Source organism: Loktanella atrilutea (assembly GCF_900128995.1).
GTDB classification, from domain to species: Bacteria; Pseudomonadota; Alphaproteobacteria; order Rhodobacterales; family Rhodobacteraceae; genus Loktanella; species Loktanella atrilutea.
In genome coordinates, this window is record NZ_FQUE01000003.1 from 168,787 (window position 1) to 192,841 (window position 24,055).

Sequence of the window (24,055 nt, forward strand, 5' to 3'; positions counted from 1 at the left end):
ATTATCGGTTGTTCGCTAGTTCGGCGCGGCGAAATTTAAACCATGGAGTGACATGTGATGAAAAAAGCTGCGGATCGCGATCCCTGCGAGCATTGTTCATCCCGGGCTGGTGCGAAGTTCGCCGAGGACATTACCATGGCATTCCAGCCGATCTTTGACATCGCAGGTGGCAAGGTGTTCGCTCAGGAAGCCCTGGTTCGCGGTAAGGACGGCCGGTCGGCGAGCGAAATCTTTCAGCACGTCACGCCAGAGAACCAGTATCAGTTCGATCAATTGTGCCGCACAACGGCGATCCGGACGGCATCGCGTCTGGGAATCGACGGTGCAATTTCAATAAACTTCATGCCGAATGCGGTTTACGATCCTGAAAACTGCATCAAGCAGACGCTGAATGCCGCGGATAAATGTGGCTTTGATATCCGGCGCATCATCTTCGAATTCACAGAATCGGAAAACGTTGTCGATACACAGCATCTTCAGTCGATCATGCGTGTCTACCGAAAGTCCGGGTTCAGGACTGCGATCGATGATTTCGGGGCAGGTTACGCCGGGCTGAACCTGCTGGCCGATATCGTTCCGGACATACTAAAGATCGATCGTCATCTGATCACAGATATCGACAAGAATAAGGTCCGGCAGATCCTTGTGAGGCACATCGTGGCAATGTGCGAAGACTTGGGTGTCGAAGTCATAGCCGAAGGGATTGAGACGCCGGAAGAGCTCTCTGCACTCGGGGATCTGGGCGTGAACCTCATCCAAGGCTACTATCTTGCCACGCCCCAGTTCGAAAGCCTGCAGACCCACCCGAACAGTCCCCTTCGGCCTGCCATGTCGAAAACGGGTTAAGGACGCCGCCCACCGGTGAAAATGTTGTTTTTCGTAAAGCGTTATCGAGACGACCCTTCGGCAGCGGTCCGCCGGGCCGCTTTTTCTTATCAATAGACTCGCCACGGCTTCGGAAACGGTCGATCCATATGCAATTAGAAGGTGATTCTGGTGCCGCACGAGGGATTCGAACCCCCGACCCCATCATTACGAATGATGTGCTCTACCGACTGAGCTAGTGCGGCGCCTTGGGGGTGGCATTACCACCCCCAAGGCGGCTGGAAAAGACCTATTTTGCGTGTTCGGGCTGTTCGTCCGCCAAGGTAGCGTCCAGCACTTCCATCTCTGGCGTGGTCACGGTGGCCGGTGTGTGGCCCACGATCAGGGGCAGCATTTCGGTGCCGGCAGGCATTGCGACCTCTCCGCTCGGGGGACGCTTCCATTCGAGCGTGTCGAAGGCGGCGCAGTTGTTGCAGACAGGGGTCCATGCGGCGTGGATATGCTGGCAGTTGTCGCAGATCCACTGCGGACCACGGGGTGCAGTCAAAGCGCGTGTCAGCCACCCGCGTACAACGGCATCGTCCGCGCCCTCGCCCCGTTCGATCGCGGCCATCAGGGTCAGGCTGCGCGAGGTGGGATCCTCGGTCACGAGGCGCCCCAGTGCGCGCTTGGCATCGGGAAAATGTTCTGCCGCGATATTGAGTTCGGCCAGCAGCATCCGGGTTTCCGGATGATCAGGATTCTGCTTGGTCAAGGCGCGGAACCGCTTCAGCCGCGCTTCGGGCTGCTCTTCCGGCACGATCTCGGCGAAAGTGGCGGCTATATCGGGATGCGGGTTCACACCCCACGTCTTGGCGAGGATGCGGGCCGCGTTGCGTTCGTTATTATTGGCGATCATGGCGCGGGCCGCCATGACGGTCGCGGGGATCAGGTCGGGCGAAAGCTTGTTCGCTTGAATGGCGGCCTCGCGCGCCTCCATCGATTTGCCCTCGTCGAGAATGTCTTTCGCCTCTGACAAGGCCAACACGGCGTCACGACGTTTATGGACATCACGCGGCAGGCTACCGGATTTCAGCTTGGCCCCCAACGTTTCGCGCGCGCCGGTCCAATCGGCCTTTTCCGCCTGCAGTTTAAGCAGGGTGTTCTGGACACCCTCGTGCCGCGGCTTGATCTCGAACGCCTTGCGGGCGAGGCCCAGCGCGGTGTCTGTATCGCCTTCGGCAAGTTTCTGGTGCATCAGACCTCGCACGCCGACAAAGCGCGTCTCGTCCTTTTCCAGAAGCTTGCGATAGCTGGCCTCGGCAGTGCGGGTGTCACCAGTCAACTCTGCCGCCTGCGCGATCATCAGGGTCGTAAGCTCGGGGCGATCCAGATACTTGTCCGCCTTCCGCGCCTTGGTCATGGCAAGCTGGCCCTCGCCGCTGGCCAGCGCGAACATACCTTCGGACAGCGCCTCGTAACCCTTGCGTTCGCGGTTGCGATCGAAGTGGCGCGAAATCGCGGTTTCGTCACCGTTCAGGAAGCGGAAGACGGCGATCAGAAGCTTCAACAGTTTCAGTCCAAGCCACACCGCCACGACGAGGGCCGCGAAGGCGAAGACAAGCTGCAGCGCATTCAAAGTGATCTCGTAACCGGCGACAGAGATATTGGCCCCGCCGCGCATGTCCAGAAGTTGCACGGCGCCCCAGGTCAGACCGGTGACGACGAGCACGAAGGCGAGTATCTTGATGAAAGTCGTGAACATCTGGGCGGCCTTCAGTTAGCGGTCAGGGAAGCGTCGAGCTTGTCGGCGGCATCGACGGCAGCGGCGCGGGCCTCGGCCTCGGCTGTCCAGTCGGACATCGCCGTGCGCGCGGATTCGGGCAATGTGGCGATTTCGGCAAGGGCATCGTTCAGGCGGCCGCTCCGTAGCGCATCCTCTGCCCGGGACAGGATCGCATCGACACTGTTCCCCTCGCGCGGGGCGACGGAGCGGACGTTGAGCTGATTACGCAGGAAGGATCCGAGAGCCCCTGCGCTGTCACCTGCCTCTCCGGCAGATCTGGCGGCGGCGAGCGCGGCGCGGGACGCTTCGGGAAAGGTTTCCCGCAGGGTTGCGAGCGTCGGCGTGCCTTCGGATACGGCCGTCAGAGCGTCCGGCACGGGATCCGTCAGGGACGACCCGAGGTCGGAAAGGGCGGCCTGCATCGGTGCACCGCTTTCGATGGAACCCTGGACGCGCGCCAACGCGGCGCGGGCGGTCTCGGTGCGAGCGGCATCGACTGCATCCTGCTGGATCTTTTCGGCCTCGGCGCGCGTCGCATCGATCTGCGCCTGCAGATCGGCACGCTGCTGTTCGACGGCAGCCTGTTGTTGCGCAAGTGCGTCCTGCTGCGTCTTGATCTCTGCGCTGATCTGGTCGACGGCCTGTTGCTGGGCCTCTTCCCCAATGGCGGGGGGTTGCTGGGCGGCCTGTGCAACCTGTTCGTTCAGGGCTGCAAAGCGGCTGTCGACGCGAGCGGACAGATCATCGATCTGCTGGGTCACGCCCGAAAGCTCGGCGGGAGGGGGAAGGTCATTCACCTGCGCCTGCAAGGCATCGATCTGGCTTTGCAGACCGCTCAGATCGACCTCCTGCGGTTGGCCGAACTGAGTATAGGCGATCCCGTAGCCGATACCGCCGGCGACGATTCCGCCCAACAACAACGGGAAGAAGCCACCGCTCTGCCGCCGCTCCGAAACTGGCGCAGAATGCTGCGGTGCGGAGCTGTCCGGGTTTCGTATCGTTTCAGTCTCTGCCGGATGCGTTGTGTCTACATCAGGTTTCGCCGGCTGGGCCGTATCGGTCATAGGCTCTGACGGTGACTTCGGATCGGTTTCGACGGAGGACGCGGCGGCGGTCGGCGGTGCGGGCTGCACATGAGGTGTCAGCGTCGGCGGCGGCATGGCCGTGACCGCGGCGCCCGGTTCCGGACGTGCCACAGCTTCCGTGACCTGCTCGGTATTCGGTTTTGCCTTCGGACTGCGTCGCTTTGCCGGTTGAGTCGCCACCAAGTTCACCATCCTGTCCTGACCGGACTCGAGGCCCGGCATTCATCATGGAACGTTAGCCCGCACGGACCCCACCCTCAAGTGCTAGTCGTCCGGAGCGGTCAGGCTGCGAAGCACTGCAACCGTCATGTCCCTCATGTGATCTGCGTCGGGATGGCCTGTGGTCAAGAGTGTTGCAGCATCGAGGCCGCGAAATGCGGCGGCGACGGCGGGGCTGATCGCAACGATATGCAGAGGCGCACGATACGATAGATTGCGCAGGCCCTGCGCGGACCGGGGCGAGAATATGGGCGCGACGAGCGGAGCATCGCCCTGTGTCGCTTGGTGCAGGGTATCCGGCACGTCGAGGGGCACCTGATCGTAGATCTCGATCGTGTCGCAGCGCAGGCCAGCGGCAGTCAGGCGCGCGGCGATGGCGCCACGGCGATGCCGGCCGGCGAGGTGGACGAGACGCCCGCGCGGGCGCTGTGCAAGGATCAGCCCGACCAGCGCATCTGCGTCGCCGGCGGCGCTGTGCACCGCGTAATGGCGGGCCGCAGCCGCCGCAGCTGTCGCATTGCCGACGCACCAAGCTGTGCGCCCGTTCCCGTCGGGGGCAAGAACGACGGCCCGCGGAGAGGTGAAAATGATTTGCGATGCGTCGTCCGGGAATTGGTAGGCAATCGGCACGATCTGCAGGGCCGGAGCGTCGATGACCGGGACGGCGCGTCCCAGCGCTGCGATCACAGATCTGGCGAAGGCCTCTCCGCTGGGGGCGGGCCGGGTGATGATCAGGATCGGTTCCATCGCGGCCCATGTTGTCTGGTTGCCATGGCAGTGTTACCTGCAGGCAATCCCAGCGCAACAGGTCGCCCCATGACACGGACTATCCTCGGCATCGAGAGCAGCTGCGATGATACCGCCGCAGCGGTGGTGCGGCAATTGGACGGTAAGACGGCAATCCTGTCCTCGATTGTTTTCGACCAAGGCGTCCTGCACGCAGCCTTCGGCGGCGTGGTGCCAGAGATCGCGGCCAGGGCCCATGCGGAAAAGATCGATCATTGCGTCGAGCAGGCGTTGGCTCAGGCCGGCGTCGCACTGCGCGACTGCGACGCGATCGCGGTAACGGCGGGGCCGGGGCTGATCGGTGGCGTCCTGTCGGGCGTCATGTGCGCCAAGGGTCTTGCTGCAGCGACCGGGCTGCCACTGATCGGCGTGAACCACTTGGCAGGACATGCACTTACACCGCGGCTGACTGATGACGTCAATTTTCCCTACCTTATGCTGCTGGTGTCCGGTGGGCATTGCCAATTCCTGATTGTGCATGACGCCGACCGGTTCAAACGGATCGGCGGCACCATCGACGATGCGCCGGGGGAAGCCTTTGACAAGACCGCGCGCCTGCTCGGTCTGCCACAGCCTGGAGGGCCGGCGGTGGAGAGGGCGGCCGCGCAGGGCGACCCGAACCGCTTTGCCCTGCCCCGACCGCTGCTGGACCGCACCGATTGCGACATGAGCTTTTCCGGCCTCAAGACAGCGCTGCTGCGTGCCCGAGATGGCGTGATGACGGCGGACTTGAGCCTGACCGCCAGCGATCAGGCCGACTTGGCAGCCGGATTTCAGGCTGCAATGACGGACGTGCTGCGAGCAAAGACGGCACGGGCGCTCGATCTTTACGTGGCGCTGTCTCCAACAGAGCCGGTGTTGGCCGTTGCGGGCGGCGTTGCCGCAAACGGAGCGATCCGGGCGGCGCTGACGGACCTTTGCGCGGAACGCGACGTGCGCTTCGTGGCACCGCCACTATCCCTTTGCACCGACAACGCCGCAATGATCGCCTTTGCCGGCCTGCACCGGCTGGCGCGGGGCGACAGCGACGACCTGACCCTGTCAGCCCGCCCGCGCTGGCCGCTGGACGCCACGGCCCCGGCAATGCTGGGATCGGGCAAGAAAGGGGCGAAGGCGTGATCACCGTCATGGGGGCCGGCGCCTTCGGCACGGCCCTCGCCGTCGCCTTGGCACGCGACGGGCGGGACGTGACGCTTTGGGCGCGTGATCTGGCGGATATGGCGACCACCCGCAGGTCGCACCGTTTGCCGGACGTTCTGATCCCAGAGGGCGTGACGATCACCAGTCATCTGCCCGACGCCGGTGAGGCCGATACGGTACTGCTGGCTGTGCCTGCACAGACCCTGCGCGATGTGTTGATAGCTTACGAGGATGTGCTGCGATCCCGGACGCTGGTTGCCTGCTGCAAGGGGATTGACCTGACCACCCTGACCGGGCCGGCCGCAACCATTGCACGAACCCTGCCGCAAGCCACCGGTGCGATCCTGACAGGGCCATCCTTTGCTGCTGATATCGCACGTGGCCTGCCAACGGCGCTGACGCTGGCGTGCGGCAGTGCGCGAACCGGTCTTGCCCTGCAAGAGACGCTATCGACTGGCACACTACGGGTCTATCGCACGACCGATACCATCGGGGCGGAACTTGGTGGTGCCTTGAAGAATGTGATTGCCATCGCCTGCGGTGTCGCGATCGGGGCGGGGCTTGGCGACAGTGCACGCGCCGCGCTGATGACCCGCGGCTTTGCCGAGATGCAACGGCTGGCTGCTGCGCTGGGTGCGGATCCGCAGACACTGGCGGGACTGTCAGGGCTGGGCGATCTGGCGCTGACCTGTACGTCCGAGCTGTCACGCAACTATCGCTTCGGTCTGGCGTTGGGCGCCGGAGCCAGCATCGATACGACGCTGACGGTCGAGGGGGCGGCAACCTCGCGGGCCGTGACGCGTCTGGGTCACGAACGCGGAATCGATCTGCCAATCTGCGCCGTCGTTGCCGCATTGACGGACCGTGACATCAGTGTCGAAACTGCATTACAGACCCTGTTGTCGCGACCGTTGAAGGAGGAATGACGTGGCCTATTGGTTGATGAAGTCCGAACCCGATGTCTTCGGCTGGGACGACCTGGTGGCAAAAGGGACATCGGAATGGGATGGCGTGCGCAACTATCAGGCACGCAACTTCATGCGCGATATGAAGGTGGAGGACGAAGTCTTTTTCTATCACTCGCGGACCGGGCTGGAGATTGTCGGAATCATGGAGGTCGTGGCGCCTGCGCATCCTGACAGCACGGCCGACGATCCGAAGTGGGTCTGCGTCGATGTGCGCGCAGGTCAGCCACTGCCGCGCCCCGTGGCGCTCGACCGGATCAAGGCGGATCCGGCGTTGGCTGACATGGTGCTGGTCAAGAACTCCCGGCTGTCGGTGCAGCCGGTCACGGCTGCAGAGTGGCGACATATCCTGACCCTTGGCGGGCTTCAGTCCTGAGCCCACAGGGCCTTGATTGCCGCGGGGCGGATCAGCCAAAGACCCACGAGACCCAAACCAGCCAAGGCTGCCGTCATGACGGCAGCGGCCCCCATCGTCGCCACCCGTTCCCACGCCAGCCTGTCGACGTCAGAGACGAGTGCCAGCACTTCGAGCACCGCGACGGTCAGGAGAGCCGTAAAAAGGGTATAGTTCGCGGGTAGCACGCGGAACCCAAGCGGCAGGCAGATCGCGCCCAGCGCGATCATCAGCCACGTCGCGTCCGACAGCCAAGCAAACCCCAGCGCGACGGCCGTACCAAGGAGCGTGCCGACCGTTCGCTTGACCGTGCGCCCGAACAGGTGACCGTGCGGCGGTACGCAAAGCACGACGAAGGTCAGCGGGAACCAGAACCCGTGCTGTCCGAACCAGTGCCCCCCGATCCAGACCGAAATCCCCAATCCCGCCGCCAGCATGGCGCCAAAGACGAGCGCATAGGCTTCGGAATCTGCCTCTGCCGGTTCATTATTGCCGGATTCGCCAAAGAGTTTCGACACTCCAAGGGCCCAGATCATGGCGCCGAGGAAGATGGCAAAAAGCAACGGTTTGTCATCGGCTGGAAAGATCGGACCGGTAAAGACGGTCCAAGTAATCAACGCGCGCATGACGGGCAATGCAAAGCCGTAGTAGCCCGCCACTCCGGCCATGATTCCCAAAGCGGTGGCAACCATCAATGCCATGTCGGGCGCGCCAACCGTCAGCAGTCCCGCGAAACCCATGACCACCGTTACAAGCCCGCCGATCAGAATGCCGCTGTCCTTGGCCGCTAGATGCGCTGCCAGAGTCGCGATGAAGGCGACGGCGCCAATCCGGCCAAAGATCAGCACCGCGACGACAGGCGGTCCCATCACCGCAAGACATGTGACGGCGACCGACCGCCAAGGCATCGGGTCGCCGTCGTCGGTGAAACGGTCGCGCAGGGTCTGGAACATGGAGAGGCCTCTTTCCCGCCGGGACCTAGACCGCGGCGACCGGCAGGCAATCGTCGCCATAACGACCGGCGATACGATCCTCTGCAGGTGTCAGCCGTAGATGCCTTCCTTGCCGAAGTGCTTGGTCAAGAGATAGTAGATGACCGCGCGATACTTGTTGCGGTTGGACCGGCCGTAGGTCTCGATCGCCTTCTGGATGCCGCCCATCAGTTCGGGACCGTCCGACAGACCCAGTTTTTTCTTCAGGTAGCCATCCTTGATACGCTTCAGCTCTTCTGTGTCGCTGCCGGCGACGGTACTGGCATCTTCGCTGTAGATCGACGGTCCGCAGCCGATGGTGACCTTGGTCAAAAGGTCCATGTCCGGCGTCATCCCGCATTTGTCCCTGATATCGGTTGCGTATTTCGCAATCAGGTCATCACGTTTTCCCATGGCGTCCCCCACGATTTGCAATCGGGCCGTCATTCGGCCCGATCGGAAGCGTAGGGGCATCACCGCTGCGTGAACAAGAAAAAACCGGCCCCGCAAGGCCGGTTCGGTGAAATGCCGGTGTGCGCGGTCAGTAGCGGTAATGTTCCGGCTTGAACGGGCCATCAACGGTTACGCCGATGTAATCCGCCTGATCCTTCTTGAGCTCGGTCAGCTTCACACCGATGCGGGCAAGGTGGAGACGCGCGACTTTTTCATCGAGTTTCTTGGGCAGGATGTAGACGCCCGGCTGGTATTCTTCGCATTTGGTCCAAAGCTCGATCTGCGCCAACACCTGGTTGGTGAAGGACGCAGACATAACGAAGGACGGATGGCCCGTGGCATTGCCGAGGTTCAGCAGACGTCCTTCCGAAAGCAGGATGATGCGAGAGCCGGACGGCATCTCTATCATGTCGACCTGTTCCTTGATGTTCGTCCATTTGTGGTTGCGCAGGGCGGCGACCTGGATCTCGTTGTCGAAGTGACCGATGTTGCCGACGATGGCCATGTCCTTCATCTCACGCATGTGCTCGATGCGGATGATGTCGCGGTTGCCGGTGGTGGTGATGAAGATGTCGGCGGAATCCACCACATCCTCCAGCAGCACGACCTCGAACCCGTCCATTGCGGCCTGAAGCGCGCAGATCGGGTCGACCTCGGTCACCTTCACCCGGGCGCCGGCACCGCGCAGGGACGCGGCGGAGCCCTTGCCCACGTCGCCGTAGCCGCAAACGACGGCGACCTTGCCGGCCATCATCGTGTCGGTGGCGCGGCGGATGCCGTCGACCAGCGATTCCTTGCAGCCATACTTGTTGTCGAACTTCGACTTGGTCACTGAATCGTTCACATTGATCGCCGGAAACGGCAACTGGCCCTTCTTGTGCAGGTCATAGAGTCTGTGCACGCCGGTCGTCGTTTCCTCGGATACGCCCTTGATCGCGTCGCGGGTCTTGGTGAACCAGCCGGGCGACTGCTCCATCCGCTTTTTGATCTGCGCCTTGATGGCTTCCTCTTCCTCGGACTGCGGCACGGGAATGATTTCTTCGCCTGCCTCGGCGCGGGCGCCCAGCAGGACGTAGAGCGTCGCATCGCCGCCGTCGTCGAGGATCATGTTCGCCCCCTCGGGAAACTGGAAGGACCGGTCGAGGTAGTCCCAATGTTCCGCAAGGCTCTGTCCCTTGACCGCGAAGACCGGCGTGCCGCCTTCGGCAATCGCCGCGGCGGCGTGATCCTGCGTTGAGAAGATGTTGCACGAGGCCCAGCGCACGTCGGCGCCCAGCGCTGTCAATGTTTCGATCAACACGGCGGTCTGGATCGTCATGTGCAGCGATCCCACGATGCGGGCACCCTTTAAGGGCTTCGCTTCGCCGTATTCCTCGCGGCAGGCCATGAGGCCGGGCATTTCGGTTTCCGCGATATCCAGTTCCTTGCGACCGTAGGCGGCAAGCCCGATATCCTTCACGACGTAATCGGTGGTCATGTCACGTGCTCCTTGCACTTCATCTTTGGGCTGTCCGATAGCATAGTGGGTGTGGCGAAACAACGAACGTCCTGACGCAGGACCGGGGGCGGCATGAAGACACCACGCGCATGGCAGAGGATGCTGTCGGGACGCCGCCTTGACCTGCTGGATCCCACGCCCGTGGATATCGAGGTGGCTGACATCGCCCACGGTCTGGCCTTTGTCGCGCGCTGGAACGGGCAGACTTTGGGTGACTATGCCTATTCAGTCGCCGAACATTCGCTGCTGGTCGAGCAGATCTTTGCACGACAGCAGCCCGCCGCCCCGGCGAAGTGGCGGCTGGCAGCGCTTCTGCACGACGCGCCGGAATATGTCATTGGCGACATGATCTCTCCGGTGAAGTCGGCTGTGGGCCCCGCCTATGGAGAGCTCGACGCGCGGCTGACCGCAGCGATCCACTTGCGGTTCGGCCTGCCGGCGCAACTGCCGGTCAAGGTGAAGCGTCAGATCAAGGCCGCCGACCGGGTATCGGCCTGGTTGGAAGCGGTTCAGATCGCAGGATTTTCGCAGGTTGAGGCTGACAAGTTCTTTGGCAAGCAGGACACGGAACTGGTCGGAACCCTGACCATCGCCTTGCGTCCCCCCGTCGCCGTGCGGCAGGACTATACCGACCGCCATGCGGCGCTGTTGAAGGAGATGTGATGCTGACCGTCCGACCGATGACCGCCGAAGACGTGCCCGCCTGCGTCGCGATCCTGAACGACATCATCGCTCGCGGCGGCAGTACGGCCTACGAAGAACCGTATACCGAGGTCGATTTCGCTGCCCACTACATGGATGAGGCCCCTGTTCGCATGACGGCCCTCGACGGCGATCGGATTGTGGGATTTCAGGCGGTGTTCGACTACGGCGCTGGGCTTTATTCCATCGGCACGTTCGCCGATCGTCGCGATCCGGTGTCCGCTACCGGCCGCACGCTCTTTGCCGCGACGCTGGCAGCGTGTCGGGCGCGGGGTGGTGACGCAATCCTTGCACGTATCACATCCGACAACGCGGGGGGCCTCGCGTTCTATAGCCGGATGGGATTACGTGATATCGACGTCATTCCCGGCGATGTCGTGCGCAGGAACGGCACCGTCGTCGACCGGATCGTGAAACGCTACGATCTGTGATTACTTCGGGCTGCGCTTGGCGAGGATCCGCTGCAGCGTTCGCCGGTGCATATTCAGGCGCCGCGCGGTTTCACTGACATTCCGTTCGCACAATTCGTAGACGCGCTGAATGTGTTCCCAGCGCACGCGGTCCGCGCTCATCGGGTTGTCGGGGGGTGGCGGTAGTTCGTCCTTGCGCGCCAGAAGCGCATTGGTGACATCTGTCGCATCTGCGGGCTTTGCCAGATAATCCGTAGCGCCGATCTTGACCGCCGCGACGGCCGTGGCGATTGCGCCGTACCCAGTCAGCACGACGATCCGCGCATCCGGCCGCCGTTCACGCAGCAGTTCGACGACGTCCAACCCGTTGCCATCCTCGAGCCGCAGGTCGACCACGGCGTAGGCCGGCGGTCGGGCCGTGGCGACCGCGCGCCCTGCCGCCACGGATTCAGCGGTCTCGACCTCGAATCCGCGTTTTTCCATGGCCTTGGCCAGCCGCTTGACGAAAGCCTCGTCGTCATCGACCAGAAGCAGCGTCCTGTCGGGGCCGAGGTCGAGGGACTCTTGATCCATGAAATTGTCCTTCACGTCTTTGACCTGAATTAGGGTCGCAACAGGCGGCGTCAACTCGCGTCGATGGCGCAGGATACCTGATCGGCCACCTGCTGGGGCGTATCCTCGCGGCGGAAGAAGGTGGCAAAGCCGGTGTCCGGCATCATCAGGTAAGTAAAGACCGAGTGGTTCATCAGATAATAGTCCGGGTCATCATCGCCGCGTCCGTAGACGACGCGGTAGGCCTCGGCCGCCTGCCTGATCTGCTCGGCACTGCCGGTCAGGCCGACCATTTTGTCGGAAAAGTTCTGCACGTAGTCACCCATCACCTCTGGCGTATCCCGTTCAGGGTCGATGGTGATAAAGACGGGCTTGGCGCTGTAGCCCTTCTCCGCCAGAAGATCGACGGCTGCGGCGTTGCGGGCATTATCGATCGGGCAGACGTCGGGACAGAAACTGTAGCCGAAATAGATCAGTGATGGTTCCGTGATGACATCCTTGTCTGACACCGTCTTGCCAGTGGTATCGACGAGTGTGAAAGGTCCCCCGATCGCCCCGCCGGCCACGGCAGAGGTAAAGCACTGTCCCATGTCGCCACGACCGAGCGTCACGAGGTACGTCACACCAACGACGGCAATGGTCGCAAGGCTGGCAAGCAGGGCGATCAGACGGGTCATCGGCAAATCCTTTGCAAAGCGCCGCATTGATCGCGCATCGCGCCCTCCGTAACAATGGGCTACCCGTGCACATTCCCTTGATTCTCGGACTGGACGATGACCCTCCACGATCTGGACGCCCTGCAGGACCGGGAACGCAGCAACTGGGTTCGGCTACGGACCCTGCTGATTTTGCGCTGGTTCGCCATTGGCGGGCAGATCGTGGCAATCCTCGTCGCCACGCGGGTCTACGACTTGCGGATGGATGCCGGGCCTCCGGCAATCACCATCGGCGCCGCGATCCTTGCCAATCTGGTCAGCAGCTTCGTCTATCCGGAAAGTAAGCGGCTGTCGGAACGCGAGGCAAGCGCGATGATGGCTTTCGACATCGTGCAGCTGACGCTGCTTCTGTATCTGACCGGCGGATTGAACAATCCTTTCGCCCTGCTGATCCTTGCACCAGTGACCATTGCCGCCACGGTCTTGCACCTGATGAGCTTCGTCGCGCTCGGGCTTCTGGCAATTGTCATGATTTCCATCATTGGAACGGTGGCCGTGCCGCTGCAGATGGCGGACGGCACCTTGCTGTTGCTGCCACCGCTATTCCATTTCGGCTTCTGGGTGTCCTTGGTAATCGGCGTGATCTTCCTGGGCATCTATGCCCGTCAGGTCACGACAGAGATGAACGCCATGGGTGATGCCCTGCTCGCAACGCAGATGGCTTTGGCCCGCGAACAGAAGTTGACTGATCTTGGCGGTGTCGTCGCCGCCGCGGCGCACGAACTTGGCACACCCTTGGCGACGATCAAACTGGTCAGCAACGAGTTGCTGGAGGATCTGGCCGACCAACCGGAATTGCGCGAGGATGCCCTGCTGATCCGGACGCAGGCGGACCGATGCCGCGACATCCTTCATTCCATGGGACGCGCCGGCAAGGATGACCTGCACCTGCGCACCGCTCTGCTGGAAACCGTCGTGCGTGAATCCGCAGAGCCGCACCTGCAGCGCGGTCGCGACGTGACCTTTGATATCGCACCTGAATCCAGCTGCGACAGCGCTCAGCCCGTAATCTCTCGGCGGCCAGAGATCATTCACGGCTTGCGCAACCTGATCCAGAATGCGGTCGATTTCTCGGAAACGAGGGTCGAAATCGACGTGAACTGGTCGGATACACAGGTATTCGTGCGGATCGCGGACGACGGTCACGGGTTTCCCCAATCAGTTATCGGCCGCATCGGAGACCCGTTCGTACGACGGCGGCGCGGATCGCTGGACGGTTTGCGCCGTCCCGGTTACGAGGGCATGGGCCTTGGGCTGTTCATTGCAAAGACGTTGCTGGAAAGGTCTGGCGCGCAATTGTCCTTTGCGAACGGGCCGCGGCGACGGCGACGGGCAGAAGGTATCGTCGCGGGTGCAATCGTGACGGTGACATGGCCGATGCGCGTTCTTGTCCGGGGACAAAGCGGGGCCTATCCACCGTTGGGAAAAAACCAACCAATTCTAGAATAGTTCAGGATTGTTAAGCAGACGTTAACCTCAACCCCAGATTGTCGGGCAAGGACAACCGGGAGAATCGCGGTGATGTTGAGTCTGGACGTTTTACGCCTTGCTGCCGCTGGGGGACTTGTGGCCGTGGGACTGTTTTGTGCATTTCAGTCCGTCCGATCGCTCCTGATAGCGAGGCCCAACGGCAATGCGCAGCGACTTCCCGAGGTGTCGGCACCGGCCTTTTTGTTTCAGGGCGATATGCTGATTGATGCGTCTCCAAGTGGAGCGGCACTGATCGCCGTCGCGGCCGACGACAGGAACGAGCGTGCCGCCCTTCTCCATGTACTCGAACCGCAGTTTCCGGACCTGCGCGATCGACTACAAGACCTTAGACCCGGCGACAGGATAAGGATCCAATCGGCTGTCGATTCCGGTCTGTCGTTGATTCTTGCAATGATGGACGGTCTTGTCCGCATCACGCTGGAGGAGGACGGTGGCGTCCAGTCCGTGTCACGGACCTGCAGCGACATCGAACGCGCATCCATGTTGGACGAACTCAATCTGCTGCGGCTGATCATGCGCGACACGCCTCAGCTGATCTGGCGAGAGGATGGTCAGGGCCAACTGACCTGGGCCAATGCGGCCTATCTGTCCTATGCCGACCGACTGATGCCCGATGGCGAACGACGCGGGCAGGTCTGGCCGGGAGAGAGACTCTTTCCCGAAATCCAGCCGCCGCTGCCAACCGATCCGCGCACCTTCGAAGGGCGTCAGGCCCTGCAGCTTCCCGGTGAAAAGGCGGAGCACTGGTTCGAGATTACCGCCGTGCCGCAGGATGGTTCGGTGATTTATTACGCGATCGACGCAAACGCGACTATCCGGGCCGAACGCGCGCAATTTGATTTTCAACAGACGCTCGGCAAGACCTTTGCGCAACTGTCGACGGGACTGGCTATCTTCAACAAGAAGCGGCAGCTGACGATGTTCAATCCGGCATTGCTGGACATGACGGGCCTGCCCTTTGCATTCATGTCGACGCGGCCCAGCATTGAAAGAGTGCTGGACCGTCTGCGCGAAATGCGCAGATTGCCAGAACCCAAGAACTACGCCACATGGCGGGAACAATTTGCCGCGCTGGAGGCTGCCGCGCAGAGTGGCACATATTCCGAAAACTGGGACATGCCCGATGGCCAGACCTATCGCGTCTCGGGACGACCGCATCCGGACGGGGCCATCGCGTTCCTGTTCGAGGACATCAGTGCAGAGATATCTCTGACCCGTCGCTTCAGGACGGAAATCGAGTCCGGTCAGGCCGTTCTGGACGCCCTTCCCGACGCTATCGCGGTGTTTTCGTCCAGCAATACGCTGACCATGACCAATGTGGCCTACGACCAGCTATGGCAGTCCGACGACGAGCCGCAAATGACGGTCCACGACCTGCGCGGGGCATTGCGGATGTGGAAATCCCGGGCAGCCTCAACCACGCTATGGCGAGAGATCGAGGATTTCGGTCGCCTGCGGCATGACCGTGCAATGGTGCGGGATCAGCTTGTATTGCATACCGGGCGCCGGATGAATTGCGAAATCATGGCGATCAGTGGCGGCATGACGATGATCCGCTTCACCGTCAGCACGGAACGTTTGACAGCGCCGCTGAGTGCGCGCTTGAAGACTTCGGGCGAGCGCCTCGCCACGGGTTGATTTGCCTTGCAGCGCAGCCCCCTTCTTCTAGTCTGCCGACATGTCACAGTTCGCCTGCATACGCCTCGAAGACGAGGCCGCCACGGCCGCTATTGCGGGTCAGATCGCGGCAAGGCTTGGACCCGGCGACACGCTCCTGCTGGAAGGGCCGATCGGTGCGGGCAAGACCACCTTTGCCCGCGCCTTGATCCGTGCCCGGCTGGGAAGACCACAGGAAGACGTTCCCTCACCGACTTTCACGCTCGTGCAGACCTACGAGGCCGATGGGGTGGAGATCTGGCATTGCGATCTCTACCGGCTGACGGATAGTCAGCAAATTTTCGAGCTTGGTCTGGAAGACGCCTTTGCCACCGCGATCTGCCTGATCGAATGGCCCGACCGGCTGGGACCGGACCTGCCTGCCGATGCGCTGATTTGCTGCTTTGAAGCGGGAACAGGGCATCACGATTTGACCCTCTGCGGGTCCGATACATGGCAGGCAAGACTGGAGGCCATGCATGACTGACAGGAATATGCAGATCCGCGCTTTCCTTTACGGCACCCGCTGGCAGGACTGGTCGGCGGCAGCACTGGCTGGCGATGCATCGGCCCGCCGCTATCTGCGACTGACGGGTGCAGAGGGCAAACAGGCCATCTTGATGGACGCCGACCCTGCGACCGGTGAAACGGTAACGCCTTTCGTCCAAATTGCTGCCTGGTTGTTGTCACAGGGCCTTTCGGCACCGCGGATCCTTCATCATGCCGAGGTCGATGGCTTTCTGCTGCTCGAGGATCTGGGTCCGGAAACCCTTGCCGTCGCCACCGGCAAGATGGCAGAGGACGACCTTTATGACGCTGCCGTCGATGTGCTTGTGGCATTGGACAGCATGACACCGCCTGAAAACCTCAAGAAGATGACCCCGCAGGTCGGCGGTGAAATGGTGGCCGTGGTAGCCGAGGCCTATTGCCGCTGCGATCCGGCCCCATTGGTCGCGATAACCAGAGAGACGCTGACCACCCTTGCGCCAATCGCGGACAGGGTCGCGCTGCGCGACTACCACGCCGAGAACCTGATCTGGCGGCCGGACCGATGTGGCCTCGACCGGGTAGGCTTGCTGGACTTCCAGGATGCCTTCATCGCGCCGCGGGGCTACGACCTCGCTTCGTTGCTCAGTGACATCCGCCGAGCGGTGCCCGACAGGCAGGTGAGCCGGCAGACTGCCCGGTTTGCCGCGGCAACCGGGGCCGATCCGGTCGTGCTGTCGGCGCAACTGGCTGCCTTGGGCGCCCAGCGCAACCTGCGAATCCTCGGCGTCTTCGCCCGTCTGGCGGAGCGCGGCAAGACGTCCTACGCACGCTATCTTCCAGCGGTATGGGACACCCTGCGGCGCGATCTGGCGCATCCCGCACTGGCGGATATGCGCGAGGTCGTGCTGACCACTTTGCCAGCACCCGAGGACCGCCCATGACAGAGCGGTTTCCCGTCATGCTGTTCGCCGCCGGCCGCGGTACCCGGATGGCGCCGCTGAGTGACGACCGACCTAAACCGCTGATTGTGGTGGATGACCGCACCCTGCTGGACCACGCGTTGGATCAGACGAACCTGCCCTGCATCAGCCGGAGGGTCGTGAACGTGAATTATCTGGGCGACATGGTGAGACTTCATCTGAAGGGACGCGACGTCGCGATCTCTGCCGAAGACCCCGTACTGGAAACCGGCGGGGGCCTACGGCATGCGCTGCCCTTGCTGGGCGACGGTCCGGTCATGACGATGAATACGGATGCGGTCTGGAAAGGTCCCAATCCGCTGGCGGTTCTGGCGCAGGCCTGGCAGCCGGAGATGGAAGGGCTTTTGCTGCTGGTTCCGCCCGCGCAGGTCAAGTGTCATACGGGGCGCGGCGATTTCAGCCTTGGTGACGATGGTCGACTGAACCGGGCACCGGACCTGATTTATACAGGCGCGCAGATCATCCGGACCGAACGGCTTAAGGAAATCGGCGACAAGGTGTTCTCGCTCAACGCGCTGTGGAACATCATGGCCGAGACCGGCGGCCTGCGCGGCGTGACCTATTCCGGTCAATGGTGCGATGTCGGACGGCCCGACAGCATCCCGGTGGCCGAAGCCATGCTGCACGCAGCCGATGTTTAAACCGTCATCGACACCCCGCGTTTATGGTCTGCCGCCGGGCGCCGACTTTGCAGCGGCGTTCGTCGATGGCCTGACAGCTCGTAGCGATGATCTGACGGCTGTCCGGGTTTTCGTCAACGCGCCGCGTATGATGCGGCAGATCCAAGCCGCATTCGACAGGGGCCCGGCCCGTTTGCTGCCCCGCATCCAGCCGGTCACGGACCTTGCGTTCGAAGGAACATTGGCGGGGCTGGCCGCACCGGTGTCGCCCTTGCGGCGGCGGCTTGAACTGTCGCGGGCGGTGCATCGTCTGCTGGAAGCGGCGCCCGAACTTGCGCCGCGCAGCGCACTTTACGACCTGTCAGACAGCCTCGCGGCGCTGATGGACGAAATGCACGGCGAGGGCGTCGATCCGACGCGGCTGGCCGAACTGGACGTCAGCGACCAATCGGGACATTGGCAACGTTCGTTGCGGTTCCTGACCATCCTGCAGCCCTATTTCGAGGCAGGACGCGACGCGCCAGACGTCGCTGCGCGGCAACGCATGGTCGTGACCGCTCTGATCGAGCGCTGGCAGACGCAACCACCGGCGGGCCCGGTGGTCGTCGCAGGGTCGACGGGGTCGCGGGGAGCCACCGGTCTGCTGATGCAGGCCGTCGCGCGATTGCCGCAAGGGGCTTTGGTGCTCCCGGGTTTCGACCATGACATGCCACAGGCAGTCTGGGACAGCATGGAGGCCGACCCGCCGCAGGAGGATCATCCGCAATACCGCTTCGCGCACTTGATGCGTGCACTAGATCTGCAAGCCTCCAAGGTCTTGCCATGGACCACGAGAAAAGCCGCGGCCCCGGCGCGAAACCGCTTGATCTCTTTATCCCTGCGGCCTGCCCCCGTCACCGATCAATGGCGCAGCGAGGGTGCGACTTTGGGTGATCTTTGCGCGGCCACCGATCTGGTCGATCTGGTCGAGACCGATAGCCCGCGGGCCGAGGCGGAAACGATCGCCCTTCGGCTGCGGCAGGCAGCCGTTGCGGGACAGACGGCCGCGTTGATCAGTCCCGACCGGATGCTGACGCGGCAGGTCGCCGCTGCATTGGACCGCTGGCAGATCAGGCCGGACGACAGTGCAGGCCTGCCGCTGGCCCTGTCAGCTCCGGGGCGCCTGCTGACACATGTGGTGCGCGCCCTGGGCCAGCCGGTGACGGCAGAGACGCTTCTTGTGCTTCTCAAACACCCACTTACCCATACGGGCAGCGACCGGCGCAACCAGCACCTGCTGTGGACGCGAGAGTTGGAACTGAACCTGCGCCGCCGGGGGCCTCCGTTCATCGGCACGGGCACCGTCGCCGCATGGGTCGCCGAACGCGAAGCGCCCACCGCCGAGCTGACCGGTTGGGCCACTTGGGTGGGACGTGTCGTTGCGCTGCTGTGTCACGACGGCACCTTGCCGATCGCCACACATCTGGACAGACACATGGCAGCGACCGCGGCCCTTGCCGCCGGACCGACTGGCGCCACGAGTGGCGAGTTGTTCCTGCAGGCACCTGGTCGTGCGGCGAAAGGTGTCTGTGATGCATTGGCCCGAGACGCGGATGCAGGCGGTGACATGGACTTGCGTGATTATGCGTCCCTGTTCACGGCGCTTTTGGCGCAAGAGCAGGTCCGCAACGCCGAGGCGACCGATCCGCGCATCCTGATCTGGGGCACGCTGGAGGCGCGGGTGGGCGGTGCGGACCTCGTGATCCTTGGCGGGTTGAACGACGGCGTCTGGCCCGGCACGCCAAAGCCCGATCCGTGGCTGAACCGTACGCTGCGCCAGCAGGCCGGGCTGCTGTTGCCGGAACGGCAGATCGGATTGTCGGCGCATGACTACCAGCAGGCCGCCTGCGCGCCCGCCGTGATGATAACGCGATCCCGCCGCAGTGCCGACGCGGAAACGGTCCCGTCGCGCTGGGTGAACCGATTGATCAATCTGATGCAGGGCCTGCCGGATCAGAACGGACCTCAGGCGCTGGCTGCGATGCGCGCGCGGGGGGCGGAATGGGTCGCGCGCGCCGCCGCGATCTCTGCGCCCGTGGCAGCAGTGTCGCGGGCACCGCGACCTGCCCCCTGCCCGCCCGCGGCGGCCCGACCGCGCGACATTTCCGTGACGCAGATCAAGACGCTCTACCGCGACCCCTATGCGATCTACGCGCAAAAGGTGTTGCGGCTGCGGGCCCTTGATCCGGTGACGGCGGATGCAGATGCCCCGATGAAGGGGACCGTATTTCACAAGATTCTGGAAAAGTTCATTGCCCTGCGCCCGGATGCCGCCGACCCGGCTGCCATGACTCAGTTCCTGGTTGTCGCGGACACAGTCTTGGCCGAGCATTGTCCCTGGCCCACGGTGCGCCTGCAGTGGATGACGCAGCTTGAAAGCCTCGCCCCCGGATTTCTGGCGGACGAGGCATTGCGGCAGCAGGCCGGGCGAATGCTGGCGCTCGAAGCTTGGGGCGACATCGCCGTGCCCGGCCCTGACATGCGACTGACCTGCAAGGCGGACCGGATGGACGAGACTTCGGACGGCCGGACTTTGATCTACGATTACAAGACCGGCGCCATTCCCACGACCAAACAGCAGGCAAAATTCGACAAGCAGCTGCTGCTGGAGGCCGCGATGGTTGAGCGCGGCGGCTTTGCCGCGGTCGGTGCACGGCCAGTCGCGGGGGCGGCGTTTATTGGTTTCAACGCCGGGATGAAGACCGTTCCAGCCCCGCTGGATGACCATCCCCCCGCCCGCGTCTGGTCAGAGCTGACGACATTCCTGACGATGACGAGCCAGCCGGACTGGGGCTATGTCGCGCGCCGGGCACCGGCAACGACGACCTATGACAGCTTTTATGACCACCTGTCGCGCTACGGCGAATGGACGGACGCCGACCCCGCGCGGCGTGAGATACTGGAATGATCCGCGACGACGCCACCCGCAATCAGGTCGCCGCGGCCGATCCGACGTTGTCGACGTGGCTGTCCGCCAATGCGGGATCAGGCAAGACGCGGGTGTTGACCGATCGCGTGGCGCGGCTTCTGCTGGAAGGCGTGTCACCGCAGAACGTGCTATGCCTGACCTACACCAAGGCGGCCGCGGCCGAGATGCAGAACCGGCTGTTTAAGCGGCTGGGCGCCTGGGCGATGCAGGACGACGGATCGCTGCGTCAGGAACTGGCCGAGCTGGGGGTGGAGGGGGTCATCGCGCCTGAAAAGCTGTCTGCCGCCCGCCGCCTGTTCGCCCGCGCGATCGAGACGCCGGGCGGGCTGAAGATCCAGACGATCCACTCGTTCTGCGCCGGCATCCTGCGGCGTTTCCCGCTCGAGGCGGGGGTAAGCCCGAATTTCAGAGAAATAGAGGACCGGACGGCTGCCCTGATGCGCGCCGAGGTGCTCGACCGGATCGCAGCGGGATCGCAAGCTGGGCTGCTGGCCGACGTGTTGCGTTACTTCGGCGGAGGAGAGTTGGACAAGCTGGTGCGCGAAGTGGCCGGGCGCAGCAATGACTTTGCCCGGCCCGCCGATACGGCGGCGCTGCGTGAGATGCTCGACATTCCATCAGGGCGCACGATGGACGCCCTATTGTCAGAGGTTTTTGATGCCGATACGACCGAGATCATCCGTGACCTGATCCGCGCCTGCCGGACCGGCGGCTCTAACGACAACAAGGCGGCGGACAAGCTGATCGGGGTGAACCTGACGGCCCCCGGCGCCGGCGATCTGGCGATCCTTGAAAACGTCTTACTCTTCGGGGAAAGCTCTAAGGTGAACGAGCCATTCAGCCCGAAATACGACAGTTTTCCGACAAAGGCCGTCCGCACCGCCCACCCTGACCTGACCGATGCACTGGCAGGCTTGATGGAAACAGTCGCGGCCCTGCGCGGCGAGCGGTTGGCGCTGATGGCTTTTGACCGCAGCGTGGCGTTGCACCGGTTCGCCCATGTCTTCGTACGCGATTACGAAGCAAAAAAGACGGCGCTGGGCGTGCTCGACTTCGACGACTTGATCGGCAAGGCGCGGCAGCTGCTGACGGACAAGTCAGTTGCAGCTTGGGTGCTGTTCCGCCTCGACGGCGGAATCGACCACCTGTTGGTGGACGAGGCGCAGGATACCTCTCCCGCGCAATGGGCGGTCGTACAGCACCTGACACGCGAGTTCGTCAGCGGCGAGGGTGCGCGCGATACCCGAAGGACGGTCTTCGTTGTCGGTGACAAGAAGCAGTCGATCTATTCCTTCCAAGGCGCCGACCCGGCGGAGTTCGACCGGATGCGCGACTATTTCGACAATGCTCTGCGCCAGATCGAGGATCCACTGCAGACACGGACGCTGGCACATTCCTTCCGCTCTTCGCTGGCAGTGCTGCGGGTCGTGGACAATACCTTTGTCCGGGAGCGCGCGGAGGGTCTTGGAGACGTGTCTCAGCACATCGCCTTCAACGCCGACATGCCCGGGCGGGTCGATCTGTGGCCCGTCATAAGCCCCGAAAAGGCCACCGACGATCCTGACGACGACTGGCTGAAACCGGTGGACGAGGTCAGTGCGGACCATCACCTCGTGCAGATGGCGGACCGTGTGGCGCGCCAGATCAAGCGGATGATCCGGGAGGAAACACTGCCCGTGAAGGTCGGCGATAGATATGGCCGCCGGCCGGTGCACGCGGGTGACGTGCTGATCCTTGTGCAAAGTCGGCAGAACCTGCTGTTCCCGGAGCTGATCCGCGCCTGCAAGCAAGCGGGTCTGCCCATCGCCGGTGCGGATGTGCTGCGGGTGGGTGGAGAATTGGCGGTGAAGGATATCGCGGCGCTCCTGCGATTCTTGGCACTTCCGGAGGATGACCTTTCGCTTGCGGCGGCGTTGCGCTCTCCACTTTTCGGGTGGTCGGAACAGCAGCTTTTCACGTTGGCGCACAGGCGACCCGAGAAAAGCTACTTGTGGGAAGCTCTGCGCCGGCAAGCGGATGCTGATAGGACGACCGACATTCTGTACGATATGCTGGAACAGGCGGATTTCCTGCGCCCCTATGATCTGATCGCGCGACTGCTGGTGCGTCATGGTGGTCGGCAAGCGCTGGTGGCACGGCTTGGGGCAGAGGCGGAGGACGGGATCGATGCCCTGCTGGCGCAGGCACTCGCCTACGAGGCCGACAATACACCCAGCCTGACCGGCTTTTTGACCTGGATGGATACGGACGATCTGACGGTGAAACGGCAGATCGACGCGCAGGGCGACCAGATCCGCGTGATGACGGTTCATGGCGCCAAGGGGCTGGAAGCGCCCATCGTCATCCTGCCCGACACCGCCGAGCGCAAGAACGAGGTGAAGTCGCAGATTTTGACGGGGAATGCACCGCTTTGGAAGACCTTGAAGGCTGACATGCCGCCAGCCATGGCGGTCCACCATGATTCTATCGCCGCCGCTCAGGCGCGCGAAAGGCTGCGGCTGCTTTACGTCGCGATGACGCGCGCGGAAAGCTGGCTGATCGTCGGCGCAGCTGGCGAGACGGGCAAGTCCGGGACCGCGTGGCACGATCTAGTGGCCGAAGGCGTCAGTCAGTCGGCCGGCACAGAGGCGCTGGCCGGCTATCTGGTGGTGCAACGGGTTGAGCATGGGAACTGGCACGGCGGCGCGTTGCAGCCACCGCCGCTGCGGACGGTCGCCGCCGGACCGGCCGAGACACTGGCACCGCTGCCGGAAGCGGTGCGCACGGTCACTGTCCAACCGTCAAACCTTGGCGGCGACAAGACCATTGCGGGCGAGGGCGAAGATGGTGACGCTGCATCGCTCATTCGCGGCAGTCTGATCCATTTGTTGTTGGAACATCTCCCCGCCCTGCCCCCGGCAGATCGGCGACGTGTCGGCGCGCGCCTTGTCGAGGCCACGCCGGATGCCGAAACCGTGCCCACCGACGACCTGATCGACGCGGTATTGTCGTTGATCGACGCGCCGCATCTGGCAACTCTCTATGCCCCTGACACGCTGGCAGAAGTCGGTATCACTGCCGACCTGCCGGAACTGGGCCGAATGCACGGGACCATCGATCGGCTGATCGTGACGCCTGACACCGTGACGGCGGTGGATTTCAAAACCAATCGCAATACGCCTGACAGGGTCGAGGACGTGCCGGACGGTTTGTTGCGGCAGATGGGGGCCTACGCTGCGGCGCTGGGGCAAATCTATCCCGGCCGCCGGATCGAGACTGCGATCCTCTGGACCCGGCCAGCGATCCTGATGAATCTGCCCCCTGCCCTGACGGCCGCGGCGCTGGCGCGCAGCGTCCTTGACGTTCGAGGGGCGCGTTCATAGGTTCCAGC

General features: G+C 63.1%; 21 protein-coding genes and 1 tRNA gene. 13 read left to right on the plus strand and 9 right to left on the minus strand.

Annotated features, from left to right (window positions below; translation table 11 throughout):
- The first annotated feature begins 57 nt into the window (after positions 1–57).
- The gene (locus BUA54_RS08610; protein WP_084114251.1) at positions 58–846 is read left to right on the plus strand and encodes an EAL domain-containing protein; all 789 of its coding nucleotides are present in this window, start codon (positions 58–60) and stop codon (positions 844–846) included.
- A gap of 148 nt (positions 847–994) precedes the next feature.
- On the opposite strand, the gene BUA54_RS08615 is transcribed toward BUA54_RS08610, so the two are convergent.
- The 4 genes from BUA54_RS08615 to BUA54_RS08630 all read right to left on the minus strand — a co-directional run bounded on the left by BUA54_RS08615 (position 995) and on the right by BUA54_RS08630 (position 4,641).
- Positions 995–1,070: transfer RNA gene (locus BUA54_RS08615), tRNA-Thr, on the minus strand.
- Between the two features lie 44 nt (positions 1,071–1,114).
- A complete protein-coding gene (locus BUA54_RS08620; protein ID WP_072856838.1) occupies positions 1,115–2,569 on the minus strand; it encodes a heme biosynthesis protein HemY in 1,455 nt (484 codons plus the stop codon).
- A gap of 11 nt (positions 2,570–2,580) precedes the next feature.
- On the minus strand, positions 2,581–3,786 hold the full coding sequence (locus tag BUA54_RS08625; RefSeq protein ID WP_143155381.1) for a mitofilin family membrane protein: 1,206 nt from the start codon (positions 3,784–3,786) through the stop codon (positions 2,581–2,583).
- A gap of 153 nt (positions 3,787–3,939) precedes the next feature.
- Positions 3,940–4,641, minus strand: coding sequence for a uroporphyrinogen-III synthase (locus tag BUA54_RS08630; protein ID WP_072856839.1), 702 nt, complete (start codon positions 4,639–4,641; stop codon positions 3,940–3,942).
- 69 nt (positions 4,642–4,710) lie between these two features.
- On the opposite strand from BUA54_RS08630, the gene tsaD reads away from it, so the two are divergent.
- From tsaD to BUA54_RS08645, 3 genes are read left to right on the plus strand one after another with little or no spacing between them, the layout of a single operon-like run.
- On the plus strand, positions 4,711–5,799 hold the full coding sequence (tsaD, locus tag BUA54_RS08635; protein WP_072856840.1) for a tRNA (adenosine(37)-N6)-threonylcarbamoyltransferase complex transferase subunit TsaD: 1,089 nt from the start codon (positions 4,711–4,713) through the stop codon (positions 5,797–5,799).
- Positions 5,800–5,807: 8 nt separating this feature from the next.
- A complete protein-coding gene (locus tag BUA54_RS08640) occupies positions 5,808–6,746 on the plus strand; it encodes an NAD(P)H-dependent glycerol-3-phosphate dehydrogenase (RefSeq protein ID WP_072857043.1) in 939 nt (312 codons plus the stop codon).
- Position 6,747: 1 nt separating this feature from the next.
- On the plus strand, positions 6,748–7,161 hold the full coding sequence (locus BUA54_RS08645; RefSeq protein ID WP_072856841.1) for an EVE domain-containing protein: 414 nt from the start codon (positions 6,748–6,750) through the stop codon (positions 7,159–7,161).
- On the opposite strand, the gene BUA54_RS08650 is transcribed toward BUA54_RS08645, so the two are convergent.
- The 3 genes from BUA54_RS08650 to ahcY all read right to left on the minus strand — a co-directional run bounded on the left by BUA54_RS08650 (position 7,152) and on the right by ahcY (position 10,080).
- Positions 7,152–8,132: an FUSC family protein gene (locus BUA54_RS08650; RefSeq protein ID WP_072856842.1), complete on the minus strand. Its 981-nt coding sequence runs from the start codon at positions 8,130–8,132 to the stop codon at positions 7,152–7,154. The two genes, BUA54_RS08645 and BUA54_RS08650, sit on opposite strands and share 10 nt — an antisense overlap.
- 90 nt (positions 8,133–8,222) lie before the next feature.
- Positions 8,223–8,564, minus strand: coding sequence for a DUF2853 family protein (locus tag BUA54_RS08655; RefSeq protein ID WP_072857044.1), 342 nt, complete (start codon positions 8,562–8,564; stop codon positions 8,223–8,225).
- A gap of 127 nt (positions 8,565–8,691) precedes the next feature.
- Complete coding sequence (ahcY, locus tag BUA54_RS08660; RefSeq protein WP_072856843.1) at positions 8,692–10,080, minus strand: adenosylhomocysteinase; 1,389 nt, start codon at positions 10,078–10,080, stop codon at positions 8,692–8,694.
- Positions 10,081–10,173: 93 nt separating this feature from the next.
- Between ahcY and BUA54_RS08665 the strand changes: the two genes are divergently transcribed.
- Both BUA54_RS08665 and BUA54_RS08670 read left to right on the plus strand, forming a co-directional pair.
- Entirely contained in the window at positions 10,174–10,764 is a 591-nt protein-coding gene (locus BUA54_RS08665) for an HD domain-containing protein (protein ID WP_072856844.1), read from the plus strand.
- A complete protein-coding gene (locus BUA54_RS08670) occupies positions 10,764–11,234 on the plus strand; it encodes a GNAT family N-acetyltransferase (RefSeq protein ID WP_072856845.1) in 471 nt (156 codons plus the stop codon). Before BUA54_RS08665 ends, BUA54_RS08670 begins: the two co-directional genes overlap by 1 nt.
- On the opposite strand, the gene BUA54_RS08675 is transcribed toward BUA54_RS08670, so the two are convergent.
- Entirely contained in the window at positions 11,235–11,786 is a 552-nt protein-coding gene (locus tag BUA54_RS08675) for an ActR/PrrA/RegA family redox response regulator transcription factor (protein ID WP_072856846.1), read from the minus strand.
- A 50-nt stretch (positions 11,787–11,836) separates the two neighbouring features.
- Positions 11,837–12,442, minus strand: coding sequence for an SCO family protein (locus BUA54_RS08680; protein WP_072856847.1), 606 nt, complete (start codon positions 12,440–12,442; stop codon positions 11,837–11,839).
- Positions 12,443–12,538: 96 nt separating this feature from the next.
- Here BUA54_RS08680 and regB point away from each other — a divergent pair, with 96 nt between their 5' ends.
- The 7 genes from regB (at position 12,539) to addA (ending at position 24,047) form a co-directional block, all read left to right on the plus strand.
- Positions 12,539–13,930, plus strand: a complete 1,392-nt coding sequence (gene regB, locus BUA54_RS08685) for a sensor histidine kinase RegB (RefSeq protein ID WP_072856848.1) — start codon at positions 12,539–12,541, stop codon at positions 13,928–13,930.
- 72 nt (positions 13,931–14,002) lie between these two features.
- Positions 14,003–15,610 carry a PAS-domain containing protein gene (locus BUA54_RS08690; RefSeq protein WP_084114257.1) on the plus strand — a complete coding sequence of 536 codons (1,608 nt, stop codon included), beginning with the start codon at positions 14,003–14,005 and terminating at the stop codon, positions 15,608–15,610.
- A gap of 40 nt (positions 15,611–15,650) precedes the next feature.
- Positions 15,651–16,115, plus strand: a complete 465-nt coding sequence (gene tsaE, locus BUA54_RS08695; protein ID WP_072856850.1) for a tRNA (adenosine(37)-N6)-threonylcarbamoyltransferase complex ATPase subunit type 1 TsaE — start codon at positions 15,651–15,653, stop codon at positions 16,113–16,115.
- Positions 16,108–17,058, plus strand: a complete 951-nt coding sequence (locus tag BUA54_RS08700; protein ID WP_072856851.1) for an aminoglycoside phosphotransferase family protein — start codon at positions 16,108–16,110, stop codon at positions 17,056–17,058. The genes tsaE and BUA54_RS08700 overlap by 8 nt, the downstream gene beginning before the upstream one ends.
- Complete coding sequence (locus tag BUA54_RS08705; RefSeq protein ID WP_072856852.1) at positions 17,055–17,738, plus strand: nucleotidyltransferase family protein; 684 nt, start codon at positions 17,055–17,057, stop codon at positions 17,736–17,738. Before BUA54_RS08700 ends, BUA54_RS08705 begins: the two co-directional genes overlap by 4 nt.
- Entirely contained in the window at positions 17,731–20,664 is a 2,934-nt protein-coding gene (gene addB / locus BUA54_RS08710) for a double-strand break repair protein AddB (RefSeq protein ID WP_072856853.1), read from the plus strand. The genes BUA54_RS08705 and addB overlap by 8 nt, the downstream gene beginning before the upstream one ends.
- Positions 20,661–24,047, plus strand: a complete 3,387-nt coding sequence (gene addA, locus BUA54_RS08715) for a double-strand break repair helicase AddA (RefSeq protein ID WP_072856854.1) — start codon at positions 20,661–20,663, stop codon at positions 24,045–24,047. The genes addB and addA overlap by 4 nt, the downstream gene beginning before the upstream one ends.
- The last annotated feature ends 8 nt before the right edge of the window (positions 24,048–24,055 follow it).